A 24814-nucleotide genomic window follows, 5' to 3' on the forward strand; every position below is an offset into this window, starting at 1 on the left:
AAATATTCCCCATGCGGAATGTTCCACATCATCGCGAGGTAATGTGGCGCGATGGGGGGATGTTCGCCCCGTTCTCGTCGGCGGCCGTTCGCTGAAAAAACGCCCGAAAGATCTCGGGCGTTTTGCGTGTTGCCGGGCGAAGGCGGGGCTTGCCGGTATTTGCAGGAATTACGGGGGGCTACGCCGCTTGCGCAGCGCGAAAACGCTCCAGTTCGCCGACCAGACGGCGTTTCTCACTGTCGTCGATGAACGAGGCTTCGAAACTGTTCCGCGCCAGGGTGTAAGCGTCGTCGAGCGTCATATCCAGCGCATCGAACGTTGCGAGGAAGTTCTCGTTCAGATAGCCGCCGAAATAGGCCGGGTCGTCCGAATTGATCGTCACGGCGAGGCCGCGTTTGAGCAACTGGTGCAGGGTGTGCTGCCCCATGTCGTCGAACACCTTGAGACGCACGTTCGATAGCGGGCACACCGTCAACGCGATCTTCTCGCGGGCCAGACGTTCCAGCAGCGCTTCGTCTTCAATCGCCCGCACGCCGTGATCCACACGCTCGACGTGCAGCATGTCCAACGCTTCGTGAATGTACTCGGGCGGACCTTCTTCGCCGGCGTGCGCCACGATGCGCAGCCCCAGCGCCCGGCATCGCTCGAACACGCGTGCGAATTTGGCGGGCGGGTGCCCTTGTTCGGAGGAGTCGAGCCCCACGCCCACGAGGCGGTGTCCGTGGCTGTTGAAATACGGCAGGGCGGTTTCCAGTGTCAGCAGGGCGTCTTCTTCGGGCAAGTGACGCAGGAAGCACAGAATCAGGCGACTGGTGATGCCATGTTGCGCCTCGGCTTCGGCCAGCGCTCGCTCGATGCCGTTGACGACGGTCTCCATCGATACGCCGCGCACCGTGTGCGTCTGCGGATCGAAGAAGATCTCGGTGTGACGGATGTTGTCGGCCGCCGCGCGCTCGAGATAGGCACGCGTCATGTCGTAGAAGTCGTCTTCCGTGAGCAATACGCTCGCGCCCGCGTAATAAATATCCAGGAACGACTGTAGATCGGTGAAGGCGTAGGCGTCGCGCAGCGCTTCCACGCTCGGATACGGCAGCGTGACGCGATTTCGCTGCGCGAGCCGGAAGATCAGTTCGGGCTCCAGCGTGCCTTCGATGTGCAGATGCAACTCGGCCTTGGGCATGGCGCAAAGGGTCTTGGCGAGTTCGGGCGTGAGTGGCATGGATAGGTCTTGTCGTGGGGGAATGGGCGGGATTCTACCGTTGTGAGCGAATGCCGGTCACGCGCGAGCGCATGCGCCCGCCCGCCGCGCCGTTTTCAGACGGGTAGACCGGTGGCCTGCGGCGATACCGGTGCGCTTTGGCGCACCTGCTGCTCGCGCACGCGCAGCAGTTGCGCCGCGACCGCAATGGCGATCGTGGCAGGCGCCTTGCCGGTGATACCTGCGACCCCGATGGGGCAGATCATCTGTTCGAAACGTTCGGGCGGCACCCCGCGATCACGTAAGCGGTGCTCGAACTGACGGCGTTTCGTCATCGACCCGATCAGGCCGAAGTATGCGAAGTCGTCGCGTTTGAAGATGGCTTCGCATAGCCGCTGATCCAGCGCGTGGTTATGCGTCATGACAAGGAAATACGTACTCGGCGGTGCTTCGGCGACGATGGCCTCGGGCGTGTCCGTCGATTCCACCATCGTGTTCGGCGGCACGGTTTCCGGGAAGGTCTCGGTGCGCTCGTCAGCCCACGTCACACGGCACGGCAGCGTGGCCAGCACTTGTATGAGGGCTTGCCCGACGTGTCCGGCGCCGAACAACACGATATGGAAGTCGCTGGGTGCCAGGCGCTCACTGAGCCAGAGCCAGCCATCGCCGCCTTGCCAGAACGAGCAGGCGGCGTCGTCGGCATCGCGGGTCAGGGTGTGCGGGTGCGCCAGCGCTTCGTTCGGGCCGAGTTCGGTCAGCAGGACGGGGCCGCCCTGGTGCTGACTGGCTGCCGCGTCGGCTCCCGGCGCCCCGAATGCCACGCTGCGCAGACTCGCTTCGCCTGCCGCGAGCCGCTTGTGCAGTGCGCTCACCCACGCGAGATCGGTCAGCGTGAGCACTTCGAAGGCGAGGGTCACCACGCCGCCGCAGCACTGGCCGAGACTCGGGCCCAGCGCGAAACGCTCGACGTGCCGTGCGCCTTGCTGCCCATACTGGCGCAGCAACTGGCGGGCGACGTCCATCGCCCGCCATTCGAGATGCCCGCCGCCGATGGTCTCCCACACATGCTCACGCGTCACGAGCAAATGCGTGCCAGCTTCGCGCGGCGCAGAGCCTTCCACGCGTGCGATCGTCACCAATACCGCGGCCTCGCCGCGGACCAGCAGCTTGTGGGCGGCGTCGACCCAGCGATGCATCAGGTGGCGCTCCGTGTGCGCAGTTCGGTGATCGCCATGAGCAGCGCTTCGGAGGTTGCCGGTGCATTGAGCACCGGCTCGTCGCGATAGTCGTTCACGCTCGCCACCGCGTCGCGCAAGGCATTGAACACCGAGAATGGCAGCAGCAACGGCGGCTCGCCCACGGCCTTCGAGCGATGGATCGAGTCCGAGACGTTCGCATTCTCGAACAGCGCCACGCGGAAGTCCGCCGGACAATCGCTGATGGCAGGGATCTTGTACGTGGAAGGGGCGTGCGTCATGAGCTTGCCGTCCTTGTTCCACCACAACTCTTCCGTCGTCAGCCAGCCCATCCCCTGGATGAAGGCGCCTTCGACCTGCCCGATGTCCAGCGCGGGGTTGATCGATTTGCCAGCATCGTGAAGCACGTCGGCGCGCAGCAGGCGCCATTCGCCGGTGAGCGTGTCGAGCACCACTTCCGAGACGGCAGCGCCATAAGCGAAGTAGTAGAACGGATTGCCTTTCATCGTCGCGGCATCCCACGACAGGCCCGGCGTGGCGTAGAAGCCGTCAGACCATAGTTGCACGCGCGCCCAGTAGGCCGCTTCCACCAGATCGGGGAAGGCGATGTCATGGCCGTTCGCGCTGACGATGTCGTTGGCGAAGCGCACATCGTCGGCCGAGCCGCCGTACTTCTGCGCGGCGAACGCGGCCAAACGCTGGCGAATCTGCCAGGCGGCGTTTTGCGCCGCTTTGCCGTTCAGGTCGGCACCGGTCGATGCCGCCGTGGCCGATGTGTTCGCCACCTTGCTGGTGTCGGTCGCCGTCACGCGCACATGCGAGAGATCGACGCCCAACTCGTGCGCCACCACCTGCGCGACCTTCGTGTTCAGACCCTGACCCATCTCCGTGCCGCCGTGATTCACGAGCATCGAACCGTCGCGATAGATGTGTACCAGCGCACCCGCCTGATTGAAGGCTTGCACGTTGAACGAAATGCCGAACTTGAGCGGCGTGAGCGCCAGGCCGCGGCGCAACACCGGACTCATGCGGTTGAACGCCTTTACGGCCTCGCGCCGGGCACGGTAGTCGCTCGACTGTTCCAGCTCGGCAACGAGTTCGTGGATTACGTTGTCCTTGACCACTTGCCCGTACGGCGTGACGTTGCGCTCGGTTTTGCCGTAGAAATTCGCGCGGCGTACATCGAGGGCGTCCTTGCCCAGACGACGGGCAATGGCGTCTTGCACGACTTCCATGATGAGGGCGCCCTGCGGGCCGCCAAAGCCGCGAAACGCCGTGTTCGACTGTGTGTTCGTCTTGCCGCACAGCGCACGCAGGTCGACGTCGGGTACGAAGTAGGCGTTATCGAAGTGGCAGATGGCACGCGTGGCAACCGGCCCCGACAGGTCGGCCGAGAAACCTGCGCGCAGCGTCATGTCGACCTTCGCGCCCTGAATTCGGCCATCGTCGTCGAAGCCGATGTCGTACTCGAAGTAAAAACCGTGACGCTTGCCGGTCATCATGAAGTCGTCGTCGCGATCGAGACGCAGCTTCACCGGACGCTTCAGACGTGTCGCGCACAGCGCCGCAACGCAGGCGAACAAGCCCGATTGCGATTCTTTGCCACCGAAGCCACCGCCCATGCGACGGCATTCGACCAGCACCTGATGGCTGTGCCAGCCGAGTGCGTGCGAGACCAAGGCCTGCATTTCGGTTGGGTGCTGCGTCGAGCAATAGACGTGGATGCCGTCGTTTTCCTTCGGAATCGCGTATGAGATCTGCCCCTCGAGATAGAACTGCTCCTGCCCGTTGCATTCGAACGTGCCGGTCAACCGGTGCGGTGAGGCTTGCAGTGCGGCATCGGCGTCGCCGCGGTGCAGGTGATACGGCGGCAGCACGCCGGCCCCTGCGGCCTTGGCCGCTTGCGGCGTGAGGATCGCGGGCAGGTCCTCGTACTCGCCCTTGGCCAGACGCGCCGCGCGCCGCGCTGCGTCATGCGACTCGGCCACCACGGCGAACATCGGTTGACCGATGTACTGGACAACGCCATCGGCGAGAATCGGGTCGTCGTGAACGACCGGACCGCAATCGTTGACACCGGGAATGTCGGCCGCAGTCAGCACGGCGACCACGCCCGGTGCGCGACGCACGGCGTCGAGATCGAGTGAGAGGATGCGGGCGTGCGCCTTGGGCGAAGCCCCGAGGGCGCAGTGCAGCGTGCCTTGCAGTTCGGGGATGTCGTCGGTGTAGGTGGCTTCGCCGGCCACGTGGAGTTCGGCCGACTCGTGCGGACGCGAGCGGCCAACCTGAGCACCGGCCGTGCTCGCGGCACCGGTCTGCGTCATGAAGTCTTCAACTTGCTTGTTCATGGGCAACTCCGGTTAGACGTTGGCGAACGCGTTGACTTCGTGTGCCGCCAGCGGCGCATCGGTGCGCGTTTCCAGGAAAAAACGATACAGCAGATTCTGCGCGCCCGCGAGCCGGTAGGCGCTGGTCGCGCGCATGTCCGAGAGCGGTTGATAGTCGGCGGGCAACGCTGCCATCGCTGCACGCACGGTGGCTTCGGTCCAGGGCTGTCCGACTAGCGCCGCTTCGACGGCGCTACCGCGCTTCGGCGTGGCGGCCATACCGCCGAAGGCCACGCGGGCCGAACGCACGGTATCGCCATCGAGTTCGACCGCGAACGCGGCGCACACTGCCGAGATGTCCTGATCGAAGCGCTTGGCCAGCTTATATGTGCGAAAACGCTGTGCTGCCCCCGGCAGCGGCACGCGGATGCCTTGAACGAATTCGCCTGCCTGGAGCGCTGTCTTCTGATACGCCAGGTAGAAGTCCTCCAGTGGCATGTCGCGGACAACGCCTTCGCGATGCAGCACGATGCGGGCGCCGAGCACGATCAGCCCCGGCATCGAGTCGCCGATGGGCGAGCCGTTCGCAACGTTGCCGCCAAGCGTTCCGGCGTTGCGGATCGGGAACGAGGCAAAGCGCTGACGCATCTCCGCCAGTTCCGGATAGTGTTTGACGAGCGCATCGAAAGCATCGCCCAGCAGGGCGCCCGCACCGATATCGATGCCGTTCGGACCTTCGGAAATCTCGCGTAGTTCCGCCACCTGTCCGAGATAGATCAGGTGCTTCAGTTCGCGGAACTGCTTGGTGACCCACAGGCCGACGTCGGTGCTGCCGGCAAGGATGCGCGCGTCTGGGTAGGCGGCGCGCAGGCGGCCCATTTCGGCCAGCGTGCGCGGGGCATGGAAAACGTGGCCGTCGTGCTCGTACGTCAGAGTGTCGCCGCGCTGCAACGCCTGAAGCTGCTTCGCCAGCGACGCGCGGTCGAATGCCTGGCGCGGCAGGTCGAACATTTTCTGGGCAGCGTCGACGATAGGCCGATAGCCCGTGCAGCGGCACAGGTTGCCGGACAGTACGTCGTCGATCTCACGGCGGCTCGGGCAGCCGGTATTTGCCGGACGATTCAGATACATGGCCCACAGCGACATCACGAAACCCGGCGTGCAGAAGCCGCATTGCGAGGCGTGACAGTCCACGAGCGCCTGTTGCACCGGATGCAGGGTGCCATCCTGCGCACGCAGGTCTTCGACGGTGAAAAGGGCTTTACCGTCGAGCGTGGGAAGGAACTGGATGCAGGCGTTGACTGCCCGCAGGGCCACGTTGCCATCGTCGGCCAACTCGCCGATCACGACCGTACAGGCGCCGCAATCGCCTTCGGCGCACCCTTCCTTGGTACCGGTGCAATGCAGGTCTTCGCGCGTGTACTGAAGCACGGTGCGGGTCGTGGCCTCGCCAGTGACCTCGTGCACCTTGCCGCGGTAATAGAAGCGGATGGCTTGTGTCTCCATGGTTCTCAGTGTAGTGCAGTGGGATTGCAGGCGCGCCGGGTCTTGGCCGGCGTGGGGATGAGCCGAAGATAGCACCGGCCGGGGAGGTAAATATTTCGGGGCCATGATGATGCCTATTCGGGCGCCCCGATGACCCGGCATTGTCATAAACTACGGCTCAATCCGCCGTCATCTGGCGTTCAACATGCCTCCAGAGCGTCCCAACCCATGCAAAGACCCCGCGAACAGATCGACGCCTACTTGCTGCGGGTACTTCATACGCTGCTGACCGAACAAAGCGTTTCACGTGCGGCGCTCAAGCTCGGCCAGTCGCAGCCAGCCATCAGCAATTCGCTGCGCCGCCTGCGCGAGATCACCGGCGACGCCATTCTGGTGCGTGGCAAGAGCGGTATGGTGGCCACCGAGCGCGGCCGGGAGCTGCTGGGCTACGCGACCGATGCGCTGGCCGCCATCGAACGCATTACGCATCCCACCACGGAATTCGCGCCACAGACCACCACGCGGGCGTTTCGCCTTGGCGCGCCCGACTATCTCGACGCCGTCTTCCTGCCCAACATCGCTGAAGTGCTGCGTCGCGACGCGCCCTCGGCACGGCTGCACGTGCAGCCGATCAACGCGGGCTTCGACTATGCCGGCGCACTGGAAAACGGCTCGCTCGACGTGGTCATCGGTAACTGGCTGGAGCCGCCGCCGCAACTGCACATGTCGCGTCTGTTCGACGATGAAGTGGTCTGCATGCTCGGCGCGCAGCATCCCCTCGCGAGCAAGGGCATTTCGCTTAAGCATTATCTGGAATTGCCGCATCTGGCGCCCACGCCTTACGTGGCCGAGCGTCAGAGCTTTATCGACGGATGTCTGGCGGAGCAGGGGCTGCGTCGCAATATCCAGATGACGATGCCGTACTTCGGACTCGTGCCGTATGTACTGATGCGCACCGATCTGGTGTTTACGACGGGGCGGCAGTTCGCGCAGCACTACGCACGGTATTTGCCGATTCGTGTGTTGCCGTCCCCTTTTGCCTTTCCGCCGATGCGCTTCTATCAGCTATGGCACGAGCGCACGCATGCCGCGCCGGAGGTGACGTGGTTGCGCAGGCGAGTGGCGGATGTGGCGACGGAGCTGGACGTTGCGAACGGTGGCGGGGCGGAAGCGCCTGCACTGGCGCGGCCCTGAGGGAACGCAGGCGGGAGGGACGCGACCGTCGCCCGGAGGCAGACGGCCGGTGACACGAGTCATGCTCGGCGAAGTCTTAGCGCAACGACTTAGCGCAACGAAATCACGCGACGCGGACGACGCAGCGCCAGCGACAGGAAAATCACGACAAACGCGGCAAGCGACCACATCGGCAGCGTGAGGCCGAGGATCGGCGGGTACACCGTCTGACACATTCCCTGCACCTGGAATAACTGCGGCAGCATGCGCGATGTCGGTAAGGCATCGACGAAGGCTTCGACCACGTCATATCCGCAGCTCACCAGCGGATTGGCTTGCACGTAGATCAGGTAGCCTGAAGCGGCCATGCCGCCGATGGCCGACAAAGCAGCAAGCACGCGTGCGAACTGAATGCCAGCCCAACTGCGCGAGGCTGCGCCGACCAGACCGAAGATCGCGATCAGCACGAGTGCGTAACGCGCCAGAATGCACAGCGGGCATGGGTCTTCGTGACGTACGTACTGGAAATACAGCGCGCCGCCCAGCAGGGCGAGGCTGACCACGGTGAGCAGGAGGTACAGCCGGCGTTCGCGGCGCAGGGCCGGGTCGATTTGAGCGTTCATTTCACTTCGGGCGGTGGGCGATCACGAATCCCGCAAAACCCGCATGACGCTGGGCGGCAGGCACTTGGGCTGGCATTGTAACCCCTGCCCGATTCGTGCGTGAGTCGAAAAATTACGGAACTTTTTGCTCGAAAATCAGACGCTTTCGTGCGGTGGGGGGAAGCGCAAACCACCATTCTGCGCGAGCGCGCAGGCGGTGCAGCCGCGCGCGCGCGCGTGGCCGGTGCCTAAACGCGTGATACGCGTGGCATCAACCGCCAAGATGTGCCGAGCGCAGGGCGTGCTCGATGGCGCGTCCGACCGGGAACAGGCGCGCGTCGTCGCCCGCCGCTGCACTGACCATCAGGCCGATGGGGGCTTCGCCTGCGCCCTGACACGGCAGCGAAAACGCGCAGCCGTCGATCATGTTGATGGCCGTGGGGTTACGCAGAACCAAGGCGTTGGTCGCCGTGAACGTGTCGTCGCTCGCTTCGAGCGGCGCGATGGCCGGCGGCGTGAGCGGCACCGTCGGGCACAGCACGGCGTCGAAGCTTTGCCAAACGGGGGTTGCGGCTGCGACGAGCGCGGCGCGCGCGTTCAGCAGGTCGATGTAATCGGCGGCGCTGGCCGGCTCACCTTTGCGAATACGCACCAGCACGCGCGGATCGTAATCCTGCGCGCGTTCGGCGAGCAGCGTGCGGTGCCATGCATAAGCCTCGATGGGCGAAAAGCCGAAGCGGTTCATTGCGGGCAGGCCGTCGAACGGCGAGAACCTGAATTCCACGAGCGTGGCGCCTGCCTTGGCGAGCGCGGCGAGTGCCCGCTGGTAGATCGCGATGGCAGCGGGCTCTGCGCCATCCAGCACGAAGTTCGTCAAGATGCCGAAGCGCATGCCGCGCACGTCACGCGGTGCGGCCGGGGTCTCGTCGATGGTGTTGCCGCTGAGGATGGCGTCAACCCAGGCGCAGCAGTCGACCGAGCGGCCGATGGGGCCGACCGAGTCCAGCGACGTCGAGAGAGGCAGCGCGCCGTCGCGTGGCGTGCGCGCGGCCGTCGGCTTGAATCCCGTCAGACCGCAGAATGCCGACGGAATGCGAATCGAGCCTCCCGTATCGGTGCCGAGTCCGACAGCAGCCATGCCGTCGGCCACCGATGCGGCCGCCCCCGACGACGAACCTCCCGCAATATGACCCGCCTCGCGCTGCCACGGCGAGCGCGGCGTGCCGTAGTGCGGGTTCAGGCCCAGACCCGAGAAAGCGAATTCGGTCATGTTGGTGCGGCCGACGATCACTGCACCCGCTTGGCGCAGCCGTGCCACGGCGAGGGCGTCGTGCTTGGCCGGGGCGGCGCCGGACAGGACTTTGGAGCCCGCGCGCGTGATTTGCCCGGCCACGTCGAACAAATCCTTCACCGACACGGGAATGCCCATCAACGGCGACAGGCGCGCGCCTGCACGGCGCAGGGCGTCGAGGCCGTCGGCGGCGTGACGCGCGGCCTGGGCGTCGAATTGCGTGAAGACGACGTTGCCCTGACCGGCGGGATCGGCGATACGGGCGAGCGCTTGCTCGGTCAATGCACGGCTGGTGGTGCGCCCGGCGTCGAGCGCGGCGGCGAGTTCGGACAGGGGGCGTTGCAGATCGATGGCGTCGGTGCTCATGGTCAGATCGCTTTCAGGATGTGGGTACGGAATTCTTCGATATGACGGGTGATCGCGCGGCGGGCGCGTTCGGCGTCGTGCGCGGCGAGTGCTTCGAACAGTTCGAGATGTTCCTCGTACACGCCTTCCAGATGGCTCGGCGTCGACAGTGCGAGAAACCAGAAGCGCAGCGAGCGCTCGTGCAGTCCGCGTAACAGCTCAGCGAGCGTCTGATTACGCGAAGCGCGCGAGATCGCCAGATGGAAGTCGCGGTCGATACACATCGTCGCCGCGACATCGCGCATGGCAATCGCCTCGCGCGAGCGAGCCAGCACCGCTTCGATGGTCGCCAGGTCGTCGGGCGTGGCGGCGCGCGCAGCCAATTCCACGCAGTACGTTTCGTTGATCATGCGAACGTCGATGATCTCGAGTGCGTCGTTGAGCGAGACGGGCGCGACCATCGCGCCCTTGCGCGGCAGGATGACCAGTAGCCCCTCAAGCGCGAGCCGGTGCATCGCCTGATGCACAGGGGTGCGCCCCAGTCCCGTCGACTGCATCAACTGTGCTTCGTTGAGCGTTTCGCCGGGGCGCAGACGCAACGTGATGATGTCGTGCTTGATGGCTTCGTAAGCGCGCTGCGTCAGGCTGCGCCCGTCAGCGATCGCCGGCGAATCGGCGAGGCTGGTCGTTGCCGTTGTGGCGTGGCCGGGTTCGAAGGGCGTGTCGTTGGGCATCTGTTGGGGAGGCGTCAGCCGGTGATGGGCTGCGTGGCGATGGCCGCATCGACGGTCGTATCGATGCCGTCACGGTTCCCTCTGAAGGACGGATAAAAACGCATAGCCGGCAATCTCCGTGACACTCGATTGATATTGTTGTGATATTTCACAGGTCGACGAGACAAAAAGCAAGAAGAAAAATTTCGTCGCAAGTGGCAAAAAACGGGAATTTTTTATGAAAAGCCCCGTCAATCTTGGGTTGCGCGCGTGTTCGCCCATCGCGTATATTGATTTGGCGCCAGTTTTCGGCCGGTATTTCGTCTGGTATTGCCAATTCGGCCGTCGTGCCGGAGCCCTTTCGGGGATGCGCAGGCCAGCGCCCCCGGCGGCGGGTTCGCCATGGGCGACCGGGCGAACGAACGCAACGTCTATCAAGCCGGCTGCAAGCGGCCGGCTTCCCACCTTCATCAAGCATCACGTCTTGTGTTAATCGCTGCGGCCCGGCAGGGGCGCGGCGTGCGACCGGCGTGGAGTCAAGAACAGCAATATCGGCGTAAAACGCCGCGGGGAGAACGTATCGGATGCATCACGCCATCGACTTCATTCAGGATCTGGCCGTCATCATGCTGCTGGCGGGCATCGTGACAGTCATCTTCAACCGGTTCCGGCAGCCGGTCGTGCTCGGCTATATCGTGGCGGGTGTGATCATCGGCCCGTATACGCCGCCGTTCGCATTGATACATGATGAGAAGACCATCGGCATCCTGGCCGAACTCGGTGTTGTGTTCCTGATGTTCTCGCTGGGGCTGGAGTTCAGCTTGCGCAAGCTCGCGCGGGTTGGCGTGACGGCATTCGTGGCCGCGATCACCGAGATCGTACTGATGCTCTGGCTGGGCTACGAGATCGGACGATTCTTCGGCTGGAAGGCGATGGACTCGATCTTCCTCGGCGCGATGCTCGCCGTCTCGTCGACCACCATCATCGTGAAGGCGCTCGACGAACTCGGCATGAAGCGCGAGCGTTTCGCCCAGCTCATCTTCGGCGTGCTCATCGTGGAAGACGTGCTCGCCATCGGCATGATCGCGCTGCTCTCGGGCATTGCCATCAGCGGCTCGGTCGATGCCGGTGAAGCCACCTTTACGCTGGGCAAGCTGCTGCTGTTCATGGTGGTGTCACTCGTCGTGGGCATTCTGCTCGTGCCGCGCATTCTCGCGTACGTGGCGAAGTTCAAGAGCGACGAAATGCTGTTGATCGTCGTGCTGGGTCTGTGCTTCGGCTTCTGCCTGCTGGTCATCCAGATGGGTTACAGCGTGGCGCTCGGTGCGTTCCTGATCGGCGCCATCATGGCCGAGGCGCGTGAGCTGCATACGATCGAGCGGCTGGTTGCACCGCTGCGCGACATGTTCAGCGCCGTGTTCTTCGTCACCATCGGCCTGTTGCTCGACCCGCATGTCCTCGTCACATACATTTGGCCGATTCTGGTCATCACCCTGGCGGTGGTGATCGGCAAGATCGTGTCGTGCGGTCTGGGAGCGTACCTCTCCGGGCAGGATGGGCGTACGTCGATGCGTGTGGGCATGGGCCTGTCGCAAATCGGAGAGTTCTCGTTCATCATCGCGTCGCTCGGACTTTCGCTCAAGGTGACGAGCGACTTCCTTTATCCGATTGCCGTGGCCGTGTCGGTCATCACGACGCTGCTCACGCCGTATCTGATCAAGAGCGCCGATCCGGTGACGGGATGGCTTGGCCGGGCGATGCCGGGACGTCTGTCCTACGTGTTGGGGCAGTACACGCAGTGGCTGCAGAGCATTCAACTGACCGGTGACAGTGCTGCGCTCGTCACGATCGTGCGGCGTATCGTGGTGAGCGTTGCCATCAATCTGGCGCTGGTCGTCACGATCTTCCTCGGTGGCGCGTTCTTCTACCGTCGGCTGGCCGACCTGATGTCGCCCTGGGTGCGCGACCCGAGCCTGCAAAGTGCCGTGGTGTGGGGGGCGGCGCTGGTGCTGTCGCTGCCGTTCCTGATTGCGGTGTACCGCAAGCTCAAGTCGCTCTCGCTGTTGCTCGTCGAGTTGTCGGTGCCGCCGAGCCTGACCGGCCGGTATACGCTTCAGGTGCGCCGCGTGGTGGCCGAGATCCTGCCGATTGCCGCCATGGTTGGGGTGATCCTGCTGGTAGCGGCTTTGTCGGCAAGCATTTTGCCGTCGACGGAAATGATCGCGTTGATCGTCGCGGGCACGGTGGTGCTGGCCATCGTGATGCGCAGTTGGTTCGTGCGCATGCACGCCAAGCTCCAGATCGCCCTCAAAGAGACGCTCGAACACCAGCCCGACAGTGAGCAGCAAGGTGGCGGTCCGTCGTCGCATTGATTGGGGCCCACGCTCGCCGCGATAGCGTGTCGGGTGTGGGGCAAGCGCGGGGCAAGTGCAATGAAAAGCCCGCCGGGATTACCCCCGGCGGGCTTTTTTATTTGACCGCGCTGCGCTTGCCTAGGTCTTGCGGGGCGGAAAATCGAAGATCAGACAGGTGGTCGTGGCGTGTGCGTACAGTGTGCCGTCCGGGCCGACGATGCGGCCTTCGGCGATACCGACCTGGCGTCCGACCTGAACGATGTTGCCTTCGGCACGCACGCAGGGGACGTCGCGCGTGAGCGCGCGAACCATGTTGGTTTTGAGTTCGAGCGTGGTGTAGCTGCGTCCGGCGGGTAGCGTCGAATGCACTGCGCAAGCGACGGCGGAATCCAGCAGGGTGGCGTACCAGCCGCCGTGGACGGAGCCGAGCGGGTTGTAATACGGCAACGCCGGGCGGCCTTGAAAGACGGCGCGGCCGCTCGCGACCTCAATGGCGATGAAGCCGAGCGTCTCGCTGATCGGCGGCATCGGCAGCTTGCCGTCGAACATCGCCTGAAACATTTCCTGACCGGTCAGACCGATCACGTCGGACGGCGTTGCCACACCGTAACGCAAGGGGCCATTGCGGGCGATCCGTTCACGCACGGCGGCTTCGTCGGCTTCCCACTGCGCCAGTACGGTGGCAGCATCCGCTCGGGTATTCATGGTGTCTTCCTCGTTACTTTTATAATGCTAGCGATATGCCCGATTATAGAAGTCGCGGGGGGCGTTGGGGCATTCCGCGTTAGAGGGAAGCGTCGAGGCGAGGGCGCCGGAGCGCCCTCCACGCTGGCTCAGACAGGCTCAGGCCGCTTGCGCGTGGCTGAGGCGATAGTTGGCCAACTCGTCGATGGTCAGGATCGGCAGACCGTGTTGCTCGGCGAAGCGTTCGATGTCTGCACCACGCGTCATCGTCCCGTCCGGATTCATCAACTCGCACAGCACGGCGGCGGGTTTCAGACCGGCGAGAATCGCCAGATCGACTGAGCCTTCCGTATGGCCCCGGCGTGTGAGCACACCGCCCGGCTGCGCACGCAGCGGGAAGACGTGGCCTGGGCGAGACAGGTCGGAGGGCTGGGCGTCATCGGCAATCGCGGCACGAATCGTGGTCACGCGGTCGGCGGCGGACACGCCTGTGCTCACGCCTTGGCGAGCCTCGATGGTCACAGTGAACGCCGTGCCGTAACGGCTCTGGTTTTGCTCGACCATTGGCGGCAGATCAAGACGACGCAGGGTCTCGTCAGGCAGACACAGACAGACGATGCCGCTGCACTCGCGAATCAGCATGGCCATGGTGGCCGGGGTGATTTTCTCGGCGGCGACGATCAGGTCGGCCTCGTTCTCTCGGTCGAGATCGTCCATCAGAATGACTGGGCGGCCTTCGCGCATCGCCTGGAGCGAGGCGGCCAGACGGACTTCGACGGGCGGCAGGTGGGTGAATGCCGGGTAGGCATGCAGATCGTCGGCTGTGCCTGGCGTAGGGGCCGATACGGTGTCTTGCGGTGCAGCTTGGGTCGTACTGGTGGTAACGGACATGAAACGCTCCTCGCGTAAGTCAATCGGGCGAAAAACGTTTTCGGGGCATGCGAACGGACGTCGCCATGGAATCGCATCCCATGGCACGCGGGTATCGACGCATCTTCTCTCATCCGGACTATGACCGTCGGCTCTGGCTTCGCACCAGATCTGCTGACCCTGCCGGTGTCACGAAAGCGACGGTGGCAAGCGCTCGCGGGCTCATGACGAACGCAGCTTCCGCTGCGCGGTGTCACATACCGCCGGTGGGGATTTTCACCCCGCCCTGAAGACGTGTATGCCGCACGCGCAGCGCCGCGCGGTGACTTATCGCGTGGCGTCCGAGCGTATTCGGCGAGAAAGAGCGTAGCACAAGGTGTCGCGGGTTTGCAGGGAAGACTACGCGGCGCGCGTGGGATTGTGGAACGGGGCAGGACCGGACGATTCGCTGGCAGTGGGGGCGCCAGATGCCGCAACGTCGAGTGAGGTTTGCGGCATCTGACCTGCCGGACGACGCTCAGGCCGCGGTGCCTTTCACCGTGTAACCTGCGTCGGTGATGGCGGCGCTGACTTCAGCCGGCGAGAGGCGGCTTTCGACGTCCACGCGACCCGCGCTCAGATCTACGTTGACCTTGGCCGCAGCGTCGCGCTCGGTGATTGCCCGCGTGACGGTTTTGACGCAATGACCGCAGCTCATACCTTCGACTTGCACTTGCATGTTCGACTCCTTGAAAGAGGTTTGGGTGGCACTGATCAGACAAATCGATGATAGACCTTCCTACAGCGGGAAGCTCAAGCGCTTTTTTCAGGGGATTCGGGCGATCGCTCAGACGCTGCCCAAACCTGGGCGGCTCCGGGCGCGCTATCGTGAGGGTTAGCGAGGCTGTCATGGTGAAGGCTGCGACATGTTGACGCGAGCCACTTGACCTTCCTGTCATGGCAAGGATTATGGTGTGACACATGATGACAGTCTTCCTGGAGATCCTGAGATGAATCAGAACTGGTTGGTCGGTATTGAGGGCATGACCTGTGCTTCGTGTGTGACCCGGGTCGAGAAGGCGTTGCGGCGTGCGCCGGGCGTGGCCCGTGCCAACGTGAATCTTGCGACCGAGACGGCGGCCGTGGAGGCCGCGCCCGACGTAACCCCGGCGGCGTTGCTCGGTGCGGTCGAGACGGCCGTGAGCGACGCGGGGTATCAAATTGCAGAGCAATCCTTCGAGTTTGCGATTGGCGGCATGACCTGTGCCTCGTGCGCGGGGCGTGTGGAAAAAGCGCTTCGGAACGTGCCGGGCGTAGTCGAAGCCAACGTCAATCTGGCGACGGAACGCGCTGCTGTGCGCGGCGTTCGCGGGGTTGTCGACGTAGCTGCGCTCACTGCGGCCGTCGAGAAGGCAGGATACGAAGCATCGCAGGTGACGGACCCGGCGCAGGCTGCGACGTCGAAGGAAGGCCCAGCGTGGTGGCCGGTGGCCGTGGCGGCGGTGCTATCGCTGCCGTTGCTGTTGCCGATGTTGCTCGAGCCGTTCGGCATTCATCTGATGCCACCGGCGTGGCTGCAGTGGCTGCTCGCCACCCCGGTGCAGTTCTGGCTCGGTGCGCGGTTCTATCGGGCAGGTTACAAGGCGGTGCGCGCGGGTAGCGGCAATATGGATTTGCTGGTGGCCTTGGGCACGTCTGCGGCCTACGGTCTGAGCTTGTACGAATGGTGGCGCGCGCCTGCGGGCGGCATGCCGCATCTGTATTTCGAAGCAGCGGCTGTTGTCATTACGCTGGTGCTGCTCGGCAAGTGGCTCGAAGCGCGGGCAAAGCGCCGTACCGTGGAAGCGATTCGCGCGCTTGCGGCGTTGCGTCCGGAGACGGCGCAGGTGCTGCGAGACCCGCACGGTGCGGCGAATGAGGTCACGGTGCCGTTGGGGCAAGTGAAAGTGGGTGACTGGGTCGTGGTGCGTGCCGGTGAGCGTGTGCCGGTGGACGGCGAGATTCGTGACGGCGCCAGCCAACTCGACGAATCGTTGCTGACCGGCGAGCCGTTGCCCATCGACAAAGCGGCCGGTGACAAAGTTGTCGGTGGCTCGATCAATGGGGCCGGGACGCTGCGGGTGGAGACGACGGCTGTCGGCGCCGATACGGCACTGGCCCGTATCATTCGCATGGTCGAAGATGCGCAGGCCGGCAAGGCACCGATTCAACGTGCCGTTGACCGGGTGGCTGCGGTCTTTGTACCGGTGGTCGTGCTTATTGCGATTGCCACGGTCGTCGTTGGCTGGATGCTGGGTATCGGCCTCGAGGCGGCGCTACTCAATGCGGTGGCGGTGCTGGTCATCGCTTGCCCGTGCGCGCTGGGGCTGGCAACGCCTGCCGCGATCATGGTGGGCACGGGCGCGGCAGCGCGGCATGGCATTCTCATCAAGGATGCCGAAGCGCTCGAACTGGCACACCGTATCGGTGTCGTTGCTTTCGACAAGACAGGGACGCTGACCGAAGGCAAACCGCGACTGGTGGCCCATCTGCCTGCGCCGGGCACGAGCGCCGAGACGTTGTTGCGCTGGGCCGCTGCGGTGCAGTCGGGGAGTTCGCATCCGCTGGCGAAGGCGGTGATGACGGCGGCAGAGGAGGCCGGGCTGACCTCGGCAATACCAGTGGCTTCCGAGATTGCCGCGTTGCCTGGCAGAGGGATGCGCGCGCGTGTCGAGGACGCGGGCGACGTGAGTGGGGTGGGCGAACTGCGCGGTGTCCATCGGCTGCAATTGGGCAATGCCCGGTTGCTCGACGAACTGGGCATCTCGCAGGCAGCGCTGGCCGGGGAGGCCAAGCGTCTGGCGGCAGAGGGGCGTACCGTCTCGTGGCTGGTGGAGACCGGCGACGAGAGCACTAACGCCGGTGCGGCGCGGTTGCTCGGGCTGCTCGCGTTTGGCGATACGATCAAAGTTACGGCGCGCCCGGCCATCGACCGATTGCACGCCCTGGGGGTGCGCTGCGTGATGATCACGGGAGACAACGCGGGGAGTGCCAAGGCCGTGGCCGAGGCGTTGGGACTCGATGAGGTTCATGCAGACGTGCTGCCGGAGCGCAAAGCGGAGGTGATTGCGCAACTCAAGCGCAACGGTGTGGTCGTAGCCATGGTTGGCGACGGCATCAACGACGCCCCGGCACTCGCCGCAGCCGATGTTGGAATCGCGATGGGGTCTGGTACCGATGTCGCGATGCAGACGGCGGGCATCACGCTGATGCGCGGCGATCCGCTGCGAGTTGCCGATGCTATCGATGTCTCCCGTCGTACGTGGTCGAAGATCCGTCAGAACCTGTTCTGGGCCTTCGCGTACAACGTGATCGGCATTCCGCTGGCGGCCTTCGGTCTGTTGAATCCGGTGATCGCCGGTGCGGCGATGGCGCTCAGCAGTTTCAGTGTGGTGAGCAATGCGCTGCTGCTGCGCCGGTGGCGCCCAGTGGTGCAAGAGGTCAATGCGAGCGCTGTCAGGGGTATTGGCGAGGCCCGTCGCGCTGGCGCCTGAGGGTGGTTTGCCCCGGCACAAGGTGAACGGCGCATAATGAAACGATCATGGGTGAGGCGCGGAGAAGGTTCTGCCGGCGTTTCGCCCGGATTTCCATCTGGCTTGAAAATCGTCGAAAGCGACATCATCTAGCTGATATCGTCTGTCTTTTGGCGCGGGGTTAATGCTGCCGAATATGAATAGTCTGCATATCGCGAGTTACAACATCCACAAGGGGTTTTCCGTATTCAACCGTTTGCGTGTTCACGAATTGCGCGCAGGGTTGGAGGGGCTTGCACCGGATCTTGTTTTTCTTCAGGAGGTGCAGGGTATGCACCAGCGGCATGCCGTGCGCCACAGTAATTGGCCGGTACAGCCGCAACACGAGTTTCTGGCGCAAGGTATGTGGCTCGATCACGCTTATGGACGCAATGTCGTCTACGAGCACGGGCATCATGGCAACGCGATTCTGAGTCGTTATCCGATCGTCCGATCGGACAACCACGACATCACGACCTATAGTTTTGAGAAGCGCGGCATGCTTCATTGCGAGATTGCCGTGCCGGGGCTGAAGCAGCCGCTGCATTGCCTGTGTGTGCATTTGTCGCTGGCAGGTCGCGGCCGCCGACGCCAGTTCGAGATGCTCGCGGAGCGCGTTGCCGATGCCATTCCCGCCGATGCGCCGTTGATTATCGCGGGCGACTTCAACGATTGGAGCAATCAGGCGGATCGGTTGCTGGCGGAAAAGCTGGCGCTGACCGAGGTGTTTCAGAACAGTGTGGGGCGTCCTGCACGTAGTTTTCCGAGTGGATTGCCGCTTTTGCGACTTGACCGCATTTATGCACGCGGCTTTCATATCGAAGGGGCGCAGGTCTTGCGCGGGCGTCCCTGGTCACGGATTTCCGATCACGCGCCTATCAGCGCCCGGCTTGTGCTGTCAGGTGACGACAAGGCGATGAACGGTTCCTCCACCCCGTCGTTCAACCCTCGTTCCCCCCAGTGAGGCAGTCATGAACATCGGACAAGCGGCACAGGCCAGCGGCGTGACGGCCAAGATGATCCGGTACTACGAGAGTATCGGCCTGATGCCTCCGAGCCCTCGCTCCGAGGCAGGTTACCGGCGATACGGCGAGCAGGATCTTCATCTGCTTCGGTTCATTCGCCAGTCGAGACGATTGGGTTTCGGGATTGACCAGATCCGCCAGTTGCTGGCACTTTGGCAGGATCGCGGCCGTTCCAGCGCGCAGGTGAAAGCGCTTGCCCAATCTCATGTCGACGAACTCAACCAGCGCATTGGCGAACTGGTGGCCATGCGAGACACACTTTCGCATCTCGCTATGCATTGCCACGGCGATGACCGCCCCGATTGCCCGATACTGGAAGGCATTGCTGCCGCGGCGCTTCCCGGCAATCCGGGCGCCAAGACAGAGTGTTCCGCTAGTCCGATGACGTCCTGTAGTCCTGCGCAGAAAGCCACTGCATCGAAGGCTGCGGCCGTCGAACCCGCTGCCCCAACGGATAGCCCGGTCGGTGACGGCGACGCTCAGGCCCGTCAGATTCCTCAGGGATAAATGGCATGGGCTGCCATTCACTGGCGTCCAGAATCCAGCATGACGCGCCGCGGTAGCGGCGCTTTTTTATTTTCCGTATTTTTTTCTGTCCCTGCGACAGTGCGCCGCAGCGAGGTGTTGTGTTGCGCTGAATGTTGTTTAAGTTATTGATTTTTATGAAATTTATTTGGAATTAACTGCATTCGAAACATGCTTCTAGCAGATTTTTCGTGATTTTTCTATATAGGGTATAACCCTTAAATGGAAAACCCTATATAATGCGAAGCACTGCTGCGATGCAGCACACTAAATAAATTGGAGAAACACCATGTTTGCCGCCCTGTTTGAAGTCGTGAATACTTGGTTCGAAACTGCTGAACGCCGTCGTCGTGAAGCGTTCCTGGCTGAGTCGAAGGACATCATTGAGTTGGAACAACGTATCCGCACGCTGGAAACCGCCGGTTTCTAAGCTGTCTGTAGCAAGTCGTTCCGGACGAACGGTCGTCGCTGGCGCAATCAGGCAAGTCGATCGTCACACTGGGCGATTCCCGTCATCGATGTGATGACGTGCGACGGCGCCCAACCGTAAGTCCGGATGCCAATCCCTGCGGTTTCCAAGGATTGGCTCGCGTAAGCCCGCCATTTTGGCGGGCTTTGTCGTTTACGCGGCACATGGGGGCGAATGCAACGCCAAGCATCCCTCTTGACGATGACGACGGAAAACGAAGTCGGCGGTCGCGCCCCGGTCTGACTGCCGTACCGGGGCGTTTTTCATCGGCGGGGCCACTGTTTACTTCTCAATGGTGAACTCGGTGGCGATCGCGGCCCCGTTGGCGAGCGACGTCACGCCGTAGTACTTGTCAGCAACCTTGAACATGAAGCGGCACCAATTCTCGGTGAGCGCCCGCCATTCCAGGTTCACGCAATACGATCCATTGTCGTTGACCGACCAGGTGCCGGTGGCGTGGGCGACCTGGACCAGGCGTCCCCCCGATCCGAGATTGCCCTTGTTATCACTCGTGGCATTGAGCGTGCCATTGGTCTCGTTGATCCACTTGCGCGTACTGCCGTTGTTGATGACGTTGGTGATATGTGCGCCGGGCATCAGCAAACGCAAGTCGTCAACGCTGAGTTGCTGGCCGTTGGCGTCCTTGAGGTCGGACAGACGCATCGGGTCGGCGTATACGAATGTCGACAGGGCGAGCAGGCCGCTGGCGACGAAGGCGATGATGGGGGAAGCAAAGCGGGGAAACATGATGACTCCTGGACGTAGCTTGATTGACGCCCGACGCGTGCGCATGCGTCGTCAGGCGTTATCGTCCCGTGCTCGGGGCACGGTGTAGCTATCGGTCCGGGTTTTGCTTCGTGATGCGTTACCACTATAGGCGACGTGCCGCGGTCTGCACAGTCGGCGCACCCCGGACACACGATCAAGCGACGACCGCATGTCCGGGGTATGGGAACCGACCTCAGTCGGTGCCGTACTTCGGCGAGCGCGGGCCGTAGAGCAGGCCGTTGGCGCGACCCGCTGACAGCAGGCGCGCATTGGCCGTGCCGGCGACTGTGTAGCCGGCGTTCGACACGCTGTTGACGATCTGCTTGACCGCCGCCGTGACCAGCATGCCGATCAGGCCGCCACCGCTATTGTTGTTGCCTTCGTTGTTCGACGCGCTGGCCGCGCCGCTCCACAACTTGGCGCCGTTGCGAAGATCGATGAGTTCGGCCGAGACGGTCACCACCGTAGCGCTGTCGAGCACCATGTACTTCGTGCCGTACTGCGTGATCTTGAGATAGAGCGCAGCGTCGGCGCCGAAGATTTCGCGCAGCTTGGCCGGGCTCACCTGATGGATGTCGCCGGCGACGGTCAGGCCGTTCTGACGGAACGACTCATCGACCAATGCTACCGGCATCACGTAGTAGCCAGCTTCGCCCAGCGGCACCGTAACCTGCGACAGCACGCTGTAGGTCGCATCGATGTCAGGCGATTCGTTCAGCGGCGGCAGCACCAGAATCGACTTCGGCTTGCTTTCCTTGAACGCGGTGTAGTCGTACGGTTTGGCTTGATGCACCGCGCAACCCGTCATCACGGCGGCCAGTGCCGCTACCGTCATCCATTTACAGAGTCGCGCGATCATTGCTTGGCCTCCGGGGTCTTGTTCTTGAGAAGAAAGTCGATGTAACCGGCCGATTCGGGGAACAACTGCTTCTCGGTCTGGAATTCCTCGACCATCTTGTCGGACTTGCCCACAGAGGCGTAGAGCAGACCGAGGTGAGCATGAAAGCCAGGGGGCGCGGCGTTATTGGCGGCCTTGATTTTCTCGAGGTCGCGCTCGAGCACGATGATCTGGGCCTCCTTCGATTCGCCCTTGAAGTATTCGTAGACTTGCGGCTGGTAGCTTTCCCAGTCGTACAGGGGCTTGGGCGGGGTGGCGCAGCCCGTGAGCAGTGCACCACCGATGATGGCCGCCACGGCGGCGCGGCCGGATGAGAACTTGCGATTCATGGCGATAGAGATCCTGACACGCATGTCGCGGCGGGCGAGCGCAAGCCTGCACTGATGTGCGAGGCAAAGCGCATTACGCGCGACGCACCTGCGGCATGCTGAAAAAGTGAGTTGGCTGGCTTACTTGCCCGGCTTCCAGGCACCGCTTTCGATACCGGCGACCAGATTGTTGACGGCTTCGCGCATCGCGAGGTCGAGGACCTTGCCGTTGAGCGTCGAGTCGTAGCCAGCGGTGCCGCCGAAGCCGATCACTTCGCGATTCGACAGGGCGAACTCGCCCGCACCACCGCTCGAGTAGACGACTTCCGACGTGGCGATATCGACCACGTTCAGATTGACCTTGGCATAAGCGATCTGCTCGCGGCCACGGCCCAGAATGCCGAAGAGTTGCTTGTCGCCCACTTCCTTGCGGCCGAACTCGACGACGTCGCCGGTGATCACGTAGTCGGCGCCCTTGAGCGTCTGCTGAGTCTTCTTGATATCGGCTTCCTGACGGATCTCGGCCATGTTGTCGCGGTCGAGCACGTTGAAGCGATTGGTTTGTTGCAGATGGGTGATCAGGATCGTTTTGGCCTGGCTGCCAAGTCGGTCGACGTTATCGGAAAAAACGCCACGCATGTAAGCGGAACGGTTATCGAATTTGCCGACAGCGATAGGCGTGCGTACACCCACGTACGGACGGCTGGCACTTTCCACCTTGGCGACTTGCATGGTGCGCGAGCTTTCGGTGGCGCAACCGCCAAGCACGCCGACGGCGACCATGGCGGCGCTGAGCAGCGCAATGCTGGACTTGCTTTTCTGCACGGTGATACCCCTGTATGTGTTTTGACCCGGCAGGCGACGCGTGGTGACGTCGACTTGTCGCGGGCATCTGATCCCTTACCGATTTGCGATGCTTTGCTCTTGTAATTTCGGGTAAGGGGGGCTGATATTAGCACGCGTTTTTGGCGTGTTGGCACACCGAAACACGGTGCGTACGCTCTCTGCGATAAGCAGCGCGGGGCGCTTGGCGATACACTCGACCGGCGTTCCCCTCATGTTTTTGACAGGAGTTGTCATGGCCGACAATGAAGCTCGCCCGCCGTTTCCGCCATTCACGCGTGAGACTGCAATTCAGAAAGTTCGCATGGCCGAAGACGGTTGGAATTCGCGCGATCCTGCGCGGGTTGCGTTGGCCTATACCGTCGACAGCCGCTGGCGCAATCGTGCCGAGTTTCCGCGCGGTCGCGACCAGATCGTCGAATTCCTGACGCGCAAATGGCAACGCGAACTCGACTATCGGCTCATCAAGGAACTGTGGGCGTTCACCGAGAACCGTATTGCGGTGCGATTCGCTTACGAATGGCGCGACGACTCGGGCAATTGGTTCCGTTCGTATGGCAACGAGAACTGGGCGTTCGACGCGCAAGGACTCATGGCCGAGCGCCACGCTAGCATCAACGACTCGCGCATCACCGAGGGCGAGCGTCTGTTTCTCTGGCCGCAGGGGCGCCGCCCCGACGATCATCCGGGGTTGAGCGATCTCGGTTTGTAGAACGAACCGTGACGGCGGCCGCCAGGCGTCGTGCACGTCGTGTCGCCGTGCGCCCGGCCCAGACCGGTCGCCTCAATCCAGTCCGAAGATCAACAGCAGGTTGGTGGCGGTAATGACTGCGAAGAGGCCCCACGCGAACACTTGCGTGGGGCGTCCGATGGTGTTGCCGTTCATCACGCGCGGGTCGCTGACCGAGCGGATGAGCGGCCACATGGCGAACGGCAGTTGCAGGCTGAGCAGCACCTGACTCCACACGAGCAACTTGCCGACGGCGCCGTCGCCAAGCCACAGCACGCCGATCAGCGCGGGCACGAGCGCAAGCCCGCGGGTTATCAGGCGGCGCTGATAGCAGGGGATCTTCATTTTCAGAAAACCGTCCATGATGACCTGCCCGGCGATGGTCCCGGTGAGCGTCGAGCTTTGCCCCGACGCGAGCAGGGCGATGCCGAACAGGAACGCCGCCGCACTGCCCGCAATCGGCGTAATGAGCCGATACGCCTGCTCGATATCGGTGACATTGGTCTGGCCGCTGGCATGAAATGCCGCACCGGCAAGCATCAGAATGGCCGCATTCACGCCCATCGCGATCACGAGCGAGACCCAGGTGTCGATGCGGACCATCGCGAGGGTGTCGCGCACATCGCCGCGTTTGCCGCCGACCACGCGCCGGGTTTGTACGACGCTGGAGTGCAGGTACAGGTTGTGCGGCATGATCGTGGCGCCGACGATGCCGAGCGCGAGCACGATGGCGTCGCGCCGGTCGTGGCTGGGAGCGCCGGGCACGAGGCCTGCCGCCACGGCATGCCAGTCGGGCGGCACCATTGCCACCTGCGCGACGAAGCAGAACGCCATCGTGCCGATCAACCCGAAGACGATGGCCTCGATCTGACGAAAGCCTTTGCCTTGCAGACCGAGCACGATCATCGTGTCGAGCGCGGTGAGCACAATGCCCCAGGCGATAGGCACACCCAGCAGCAACTTGAATGCGAGCGCACAGCCGAGGACTTCGGCAATATCGCAGGCAATGATCGAGATCTCGGCGGTGATCCACTGCACGAGGCGTCCTGCGCGGCCGTAGCGGTCATAGCTGGCTTGCGCGAGGTCGCGTCCGGCGACCAGCCCCAGCCGGGCGGCAAGCATCTGCAAAAAGATGGCCGAGAGGCTGGAGAGTGCGACCACCCAGAGTAACGAGTAACCGAATTGCGACCCGGCCTGGATATCCGTCGTCCAGTTGCCAGGGTCCATGTAGCCGATCGCAACGAGTAGTCCGGGGCCGGCGAAGCGTTTGAGTTTGATCCAGCGCGATTCGCGCGCGTCGATGACGATGCTGCCTTTGACCTCGGAGGGACAGAAAGGCGCAGTGGCTGTAGTTGGCAGAGGCATGAGGGAGGGAATTCGTCCAATGGTGTCAACGTTAGCCGGGGCGGCGCTCCATCGCAAGCCGGATCATGACAGCAGGCGAGGCACGGATAGCCCGTAAATAGCGTATGAACTGCTA

22 protein-coding genes, 1 pseudogene and 1 riboswitch are annotated in these 24814 nt (G+C 63.2%); of the genes and pseudogenes, 7 read left to right on the forward strand and 16 right to left on the reverse strand.

Annotation, left to right across the window (positions count from 1 at the left end; all coding sequences use genetic code 11):
• Positions 1-178 precede the first annotated feature (178 nt).
• The 4 genes from C266_RS13395 to xdhA all read right to left on the reverse strand — a co-directional run bounded on the left by C266_RS13395 (position 179) and on the right by xdhA (position 6227).
• Complete coding sequence (locus tag C266_RS13395) at positions 179-1219, reverse strand: adenosine deaminase (RefSeq protein ID WP_010805882.1); 1041 nt, start codon at positions 1217-1219, stop codon at positions 179-181.
• Between the two features lie 95 nt (positions 1220-1314).
• On the reverse strand, positions 1315-2394 hold the full coding sequence (gene xdhC, locus C266_RS13400) for a xanthine dehydrogenase accessory protein XdhC (protein ID WP_010805883.1): 1080 nt from the start codon (positions 2392-2394) through the stop codon (positions 1315-1317).
• Positions 2394-4742 (reverse strand): xanthine dehydrogenase molybdopterin binding subunit, encoded by a 2349-nt coding sequence (gene xdhB, locus C266_RS13405; RefSeq protein ID WP_010805884.1) that lies wholly within the window; start codon positions 4740-4742, stop codon positions 2394-2396. Before xdhB ends, xdhC begins: the two co-directional genes overlap by 1 nt.
• Positions 4743-4754: 12 nt before the next feature.
• On the reverse strand, positions 4755-6227 hold the full coding sequence (gene xdhA, locus C266_RS13410; RefSeq protein ID WP_010805885.1) for a xanthine dehydrogenase small subunit: 1473 nt from the start codon (positions 6225-6227) through the stop codon (positions 4755-4757).
• Between the two features lie 207 nt (positions 6228-6434).
• Between xdhA and C266_RS13415 the strand changes: the two genes are divergently transcribed.
• Positions 6435-7400, forward strand: a complete 966-nt coding sequence (locus C266_RS13415) for a LysR substrate-binding domain-containing protein (protein WP_010805886.1) — start codon at positions 6435-6437, stop codon at positions 7398-7400.
• An 89-nt stretch (positions 7401-7489) separates the two neighbouring features.
• Here C266_RS13415 and C266_RS13420 read toward each other — a convergent pair whose 3' ends face one another.
• The 4 genes from C266_RS13420 to C266_RS27470 form a co-directional block, all read right to left on the reverse strand.
• Entirely contained in the window at positions 7490-8002 is a 513-nt protein-coding gene (locus C266_RS13420; protein ID WP_010805887.1) for a disulfide bond formation protein B, read from the reverse strand.
• 250 nt (positions 8003-8252) lie between these two features.
• A complete protein-coding gene (locus C266_RS13425; RefSeq protein WP_010805888.1) occupies positions 8253-9638 on the reverse strand; it encodes an amidase in 1386 nt (461 codons plus the stop codon).
• A 2-nt stretch (positions 9639-9640) separates the two neighbouring features.
• Positions 9641-10351 carry a GntR family transcriptional regulator gene (locus C266_RS13430; RefSeq protein WP_010805889.1) on the reverse strand — a complete coding sequence of 237 codons (711 nt, stop codon included), beginning with the start codon at positions 10349-10351 and terminating at the stop codon, positions 9641-9643.
• Between the two features lie 69 nt (positions 10352-10420).
• The gene (locus C266_RS27470) at positions 10421-10801 is read right to left on the reverse strand and encodes a hypothetical protein (RefSeq protein WP_144265822.1); all 381 of its coding nucleotides are present in this window, start codon (positions 10799-10801) and stop codon (positions 10421-10423) included.
• Between the two features lie 113 nt (positions 10802-10914).
• Here C266_RS27470 and C266_RS13435 point away from each other — a divergent pair, with 113 nt between their 5' ends.
• The gene (locus C266_RS13435) at positions 10915-12702 is read left to right on the forward strand and encodes a cation:proton antiporter (protein WP_010805890.1); all 1788 of its coding nucleotides are present in this window, start codon (positions 10915-10917) and stop codon (positions 12700-12702) included.
• 120 nt (positions 12703-12822) lie between these two features.
• Here the strand turns inward: C266_RS13435 and C266_RS13440 are convergent, their stop codons facing one another.
• The 3 genes from C266_RS13440 to C266_RS13450 all read right to left on the reverse strand — a co-directional run bounded on the left by C266_RS13440 (position 12823) and on the right by C266_RS13450 (position 14956).
• Positions 12823-13389, reverse strand: coding sequence for a PaaI family thioesterase (locus C266_RS13440; protein WP_010805891.1), 567 nt, complete (start codon positions 13387-13389; stop codon positions 12823-12825).
• A gap of 138 nt (positions 13390-13527) precedes the next feature.
• Positions 13528-14259, reverse strand: coding sequence for a 3,4-dihydroxy-2-butanone-4-phosphate synthase (gene ribB, locus C266_RS13445; protein ID WP_010805892.1), 732 nt, complete (start codon positions 14257-14259; stop codon positions 13528-13530).
• 97 nt (positions 14260-14356) lie between these two features.
• Positions 14357-14536: riboswitch (FMN riboswitch) on the reverse strand.
• A gap of 219 nt (positions 14537-14755) precedes the next feature.
• Positions 14756-14956, reverse strand: coding sequence for a heavy-metal-associated domain-containing protein (locus C266_RS13450; RefSeq protein WP_010805893.1), 201 nt, complete (start codon positions 14954-14956; stop codon positions 14756-14758).
• 271 nt (positions 14957-15227) lie between these two features.
• Between C266_RS13450 and C266_RS13455 the strand changes: the two genes are divergently transcribed.
• From C266_RS13455 to C266_RS26865, 4 genes and pseudogenes are all read left to right on the forward strand, one after another.
• On the forward strand, positions 15228-17750 hold the full coding sequence (locus tag C266_RS13455; protein ID WP_010805894.1) for a heavy metal translocating P-type ATPase: 2523 nt from the start codon (positions 15228-15230) through the stop codon (positions 17748-17750).
• 175 nt (positions 17751-17925) lie between these two features.
• Complete coding sequence (locus C266_RS13460) at positions 17926-18732, forward strand: endonuclease/exonuclease/phosphatase family protein (RefSeq protein WP_081636286.1); 807 nt, start codon at positions 17926-17928, stop codon at positions 18730-18732.
• Positions 18733-18739: 7 nt separating this feature from the next.
• Positions 18740-19126: pseudogene (cueR, locus tag C266_RS13465) on the forward strand (Cu(I)-responsive transcriptional regulator); the annotation flags it as partial.
• 481 nt (positions 19127-19607) lie between these two features.
• The gene (locus C266_RS26865; RefSeq protein ID WP_010805897.1) at positions 19608-19748 is read left to right on the forward strand and encodes a DUF3563 family protein; all 141 of its coding nucleotides are present in this window, start codon (positions 19608-19610) and stop codon (positions 19746-19748) included.
• Positions 19749-20069: 321 nt separating this feature from the next.
• On the opposite strand, the gene C266_RS13470 is transcribed toward C266_RS26865, so the two are convergent.
• From C266_RS13470 to C266_RS13485, 4 genes are all read right to left on the reverse strand, one after another.
• On the reverse strand, positions 20070-20534 hold the full coding sequence (locus C266_RS13470; protein WP_010805898.1) for a DUF995 domain-containing protein: 465 nt from the start codon (positions 20532-20534) through the stop codon (positions 20070-20072).
• A gap of 214 nt (positions 20535-20748) precedes the next feature.
• Complete coding sequence (locus C266_RS13475) at positions 20749-21414, reverse strand: DUF799 domain-containing protein (protein ID WP_010805899.1); 666 nt, start codon at positions 21412-21414, stop codon at positions 20749-20751.
• Positions 21411-21782, reverse strand: coding sequence for a DUF4810 domain-containing protein (locus C266_RS13480; RefSeq protein ID WP_010805900.1), 372 nt, complete (start codon positions 21780-21782; stop codon positions 21411-21413). The genes C266_RS13475 and C266_RS13480 overlap by 4 nt, the downstream gene beginning before the upstream one ends.
• Positions 21783-21902: 120 nt before the next feature.
• Positions 21903-22544, reverse strand: coding sequence for a CsgG/HfaB family protein (locus tag C266_RS13485; RefSeq protein ID WP_051126317.1), 642 nt, complete (start codon positions 22542-22544; stop codon positions 21903-21905).
• A 295-nt stretch (positions 22545-22839) separates the two neighbouring features.
• Here C266_RS13485 and C266_RS13490 point away from each other — a divergent pair, with 295 nt between their 5' ends.
• Positions 22840-23316 carry a nuclear transport factor 2 family protein gene (locus C266_RS13490; RefSeq protein ID WP_010805902.1) on the forward strand — a complete coding sequence of 159 codons (477 nt, stop codon included), beginning with the start codon at positions 22840-22842 and terminating at the stop codon, positions 23314-23316.
• Between the two features lie 72 nt (positions 23317-23388).
• On the opposite strand, the gene C266_RS13495 is transcribed toward C266_RS13490, so the two are convergent.
• Positions 23389-24699: an Nramp family divalent metal transporter gene (locus C266_RS13495; protein ID WP_010805903.1), complete on the reverse strand. Its 1311-nt coding sequence runs from the start codon at positions 24697-24699 to the stop codon at positions 23389-23391.
• Positions 24700-24814 lie beyond the last annotated feature (115 nt).

This window comes from Pandoraea sp. SD6-2 (assembly GCF_000389825.1).
Lineage (GTDB): Bacteria > Pseudomonadota > Gammaproteobacteria > Burkholderiales > Burkholderiaceae > Pandoraea > Pandoraea communis.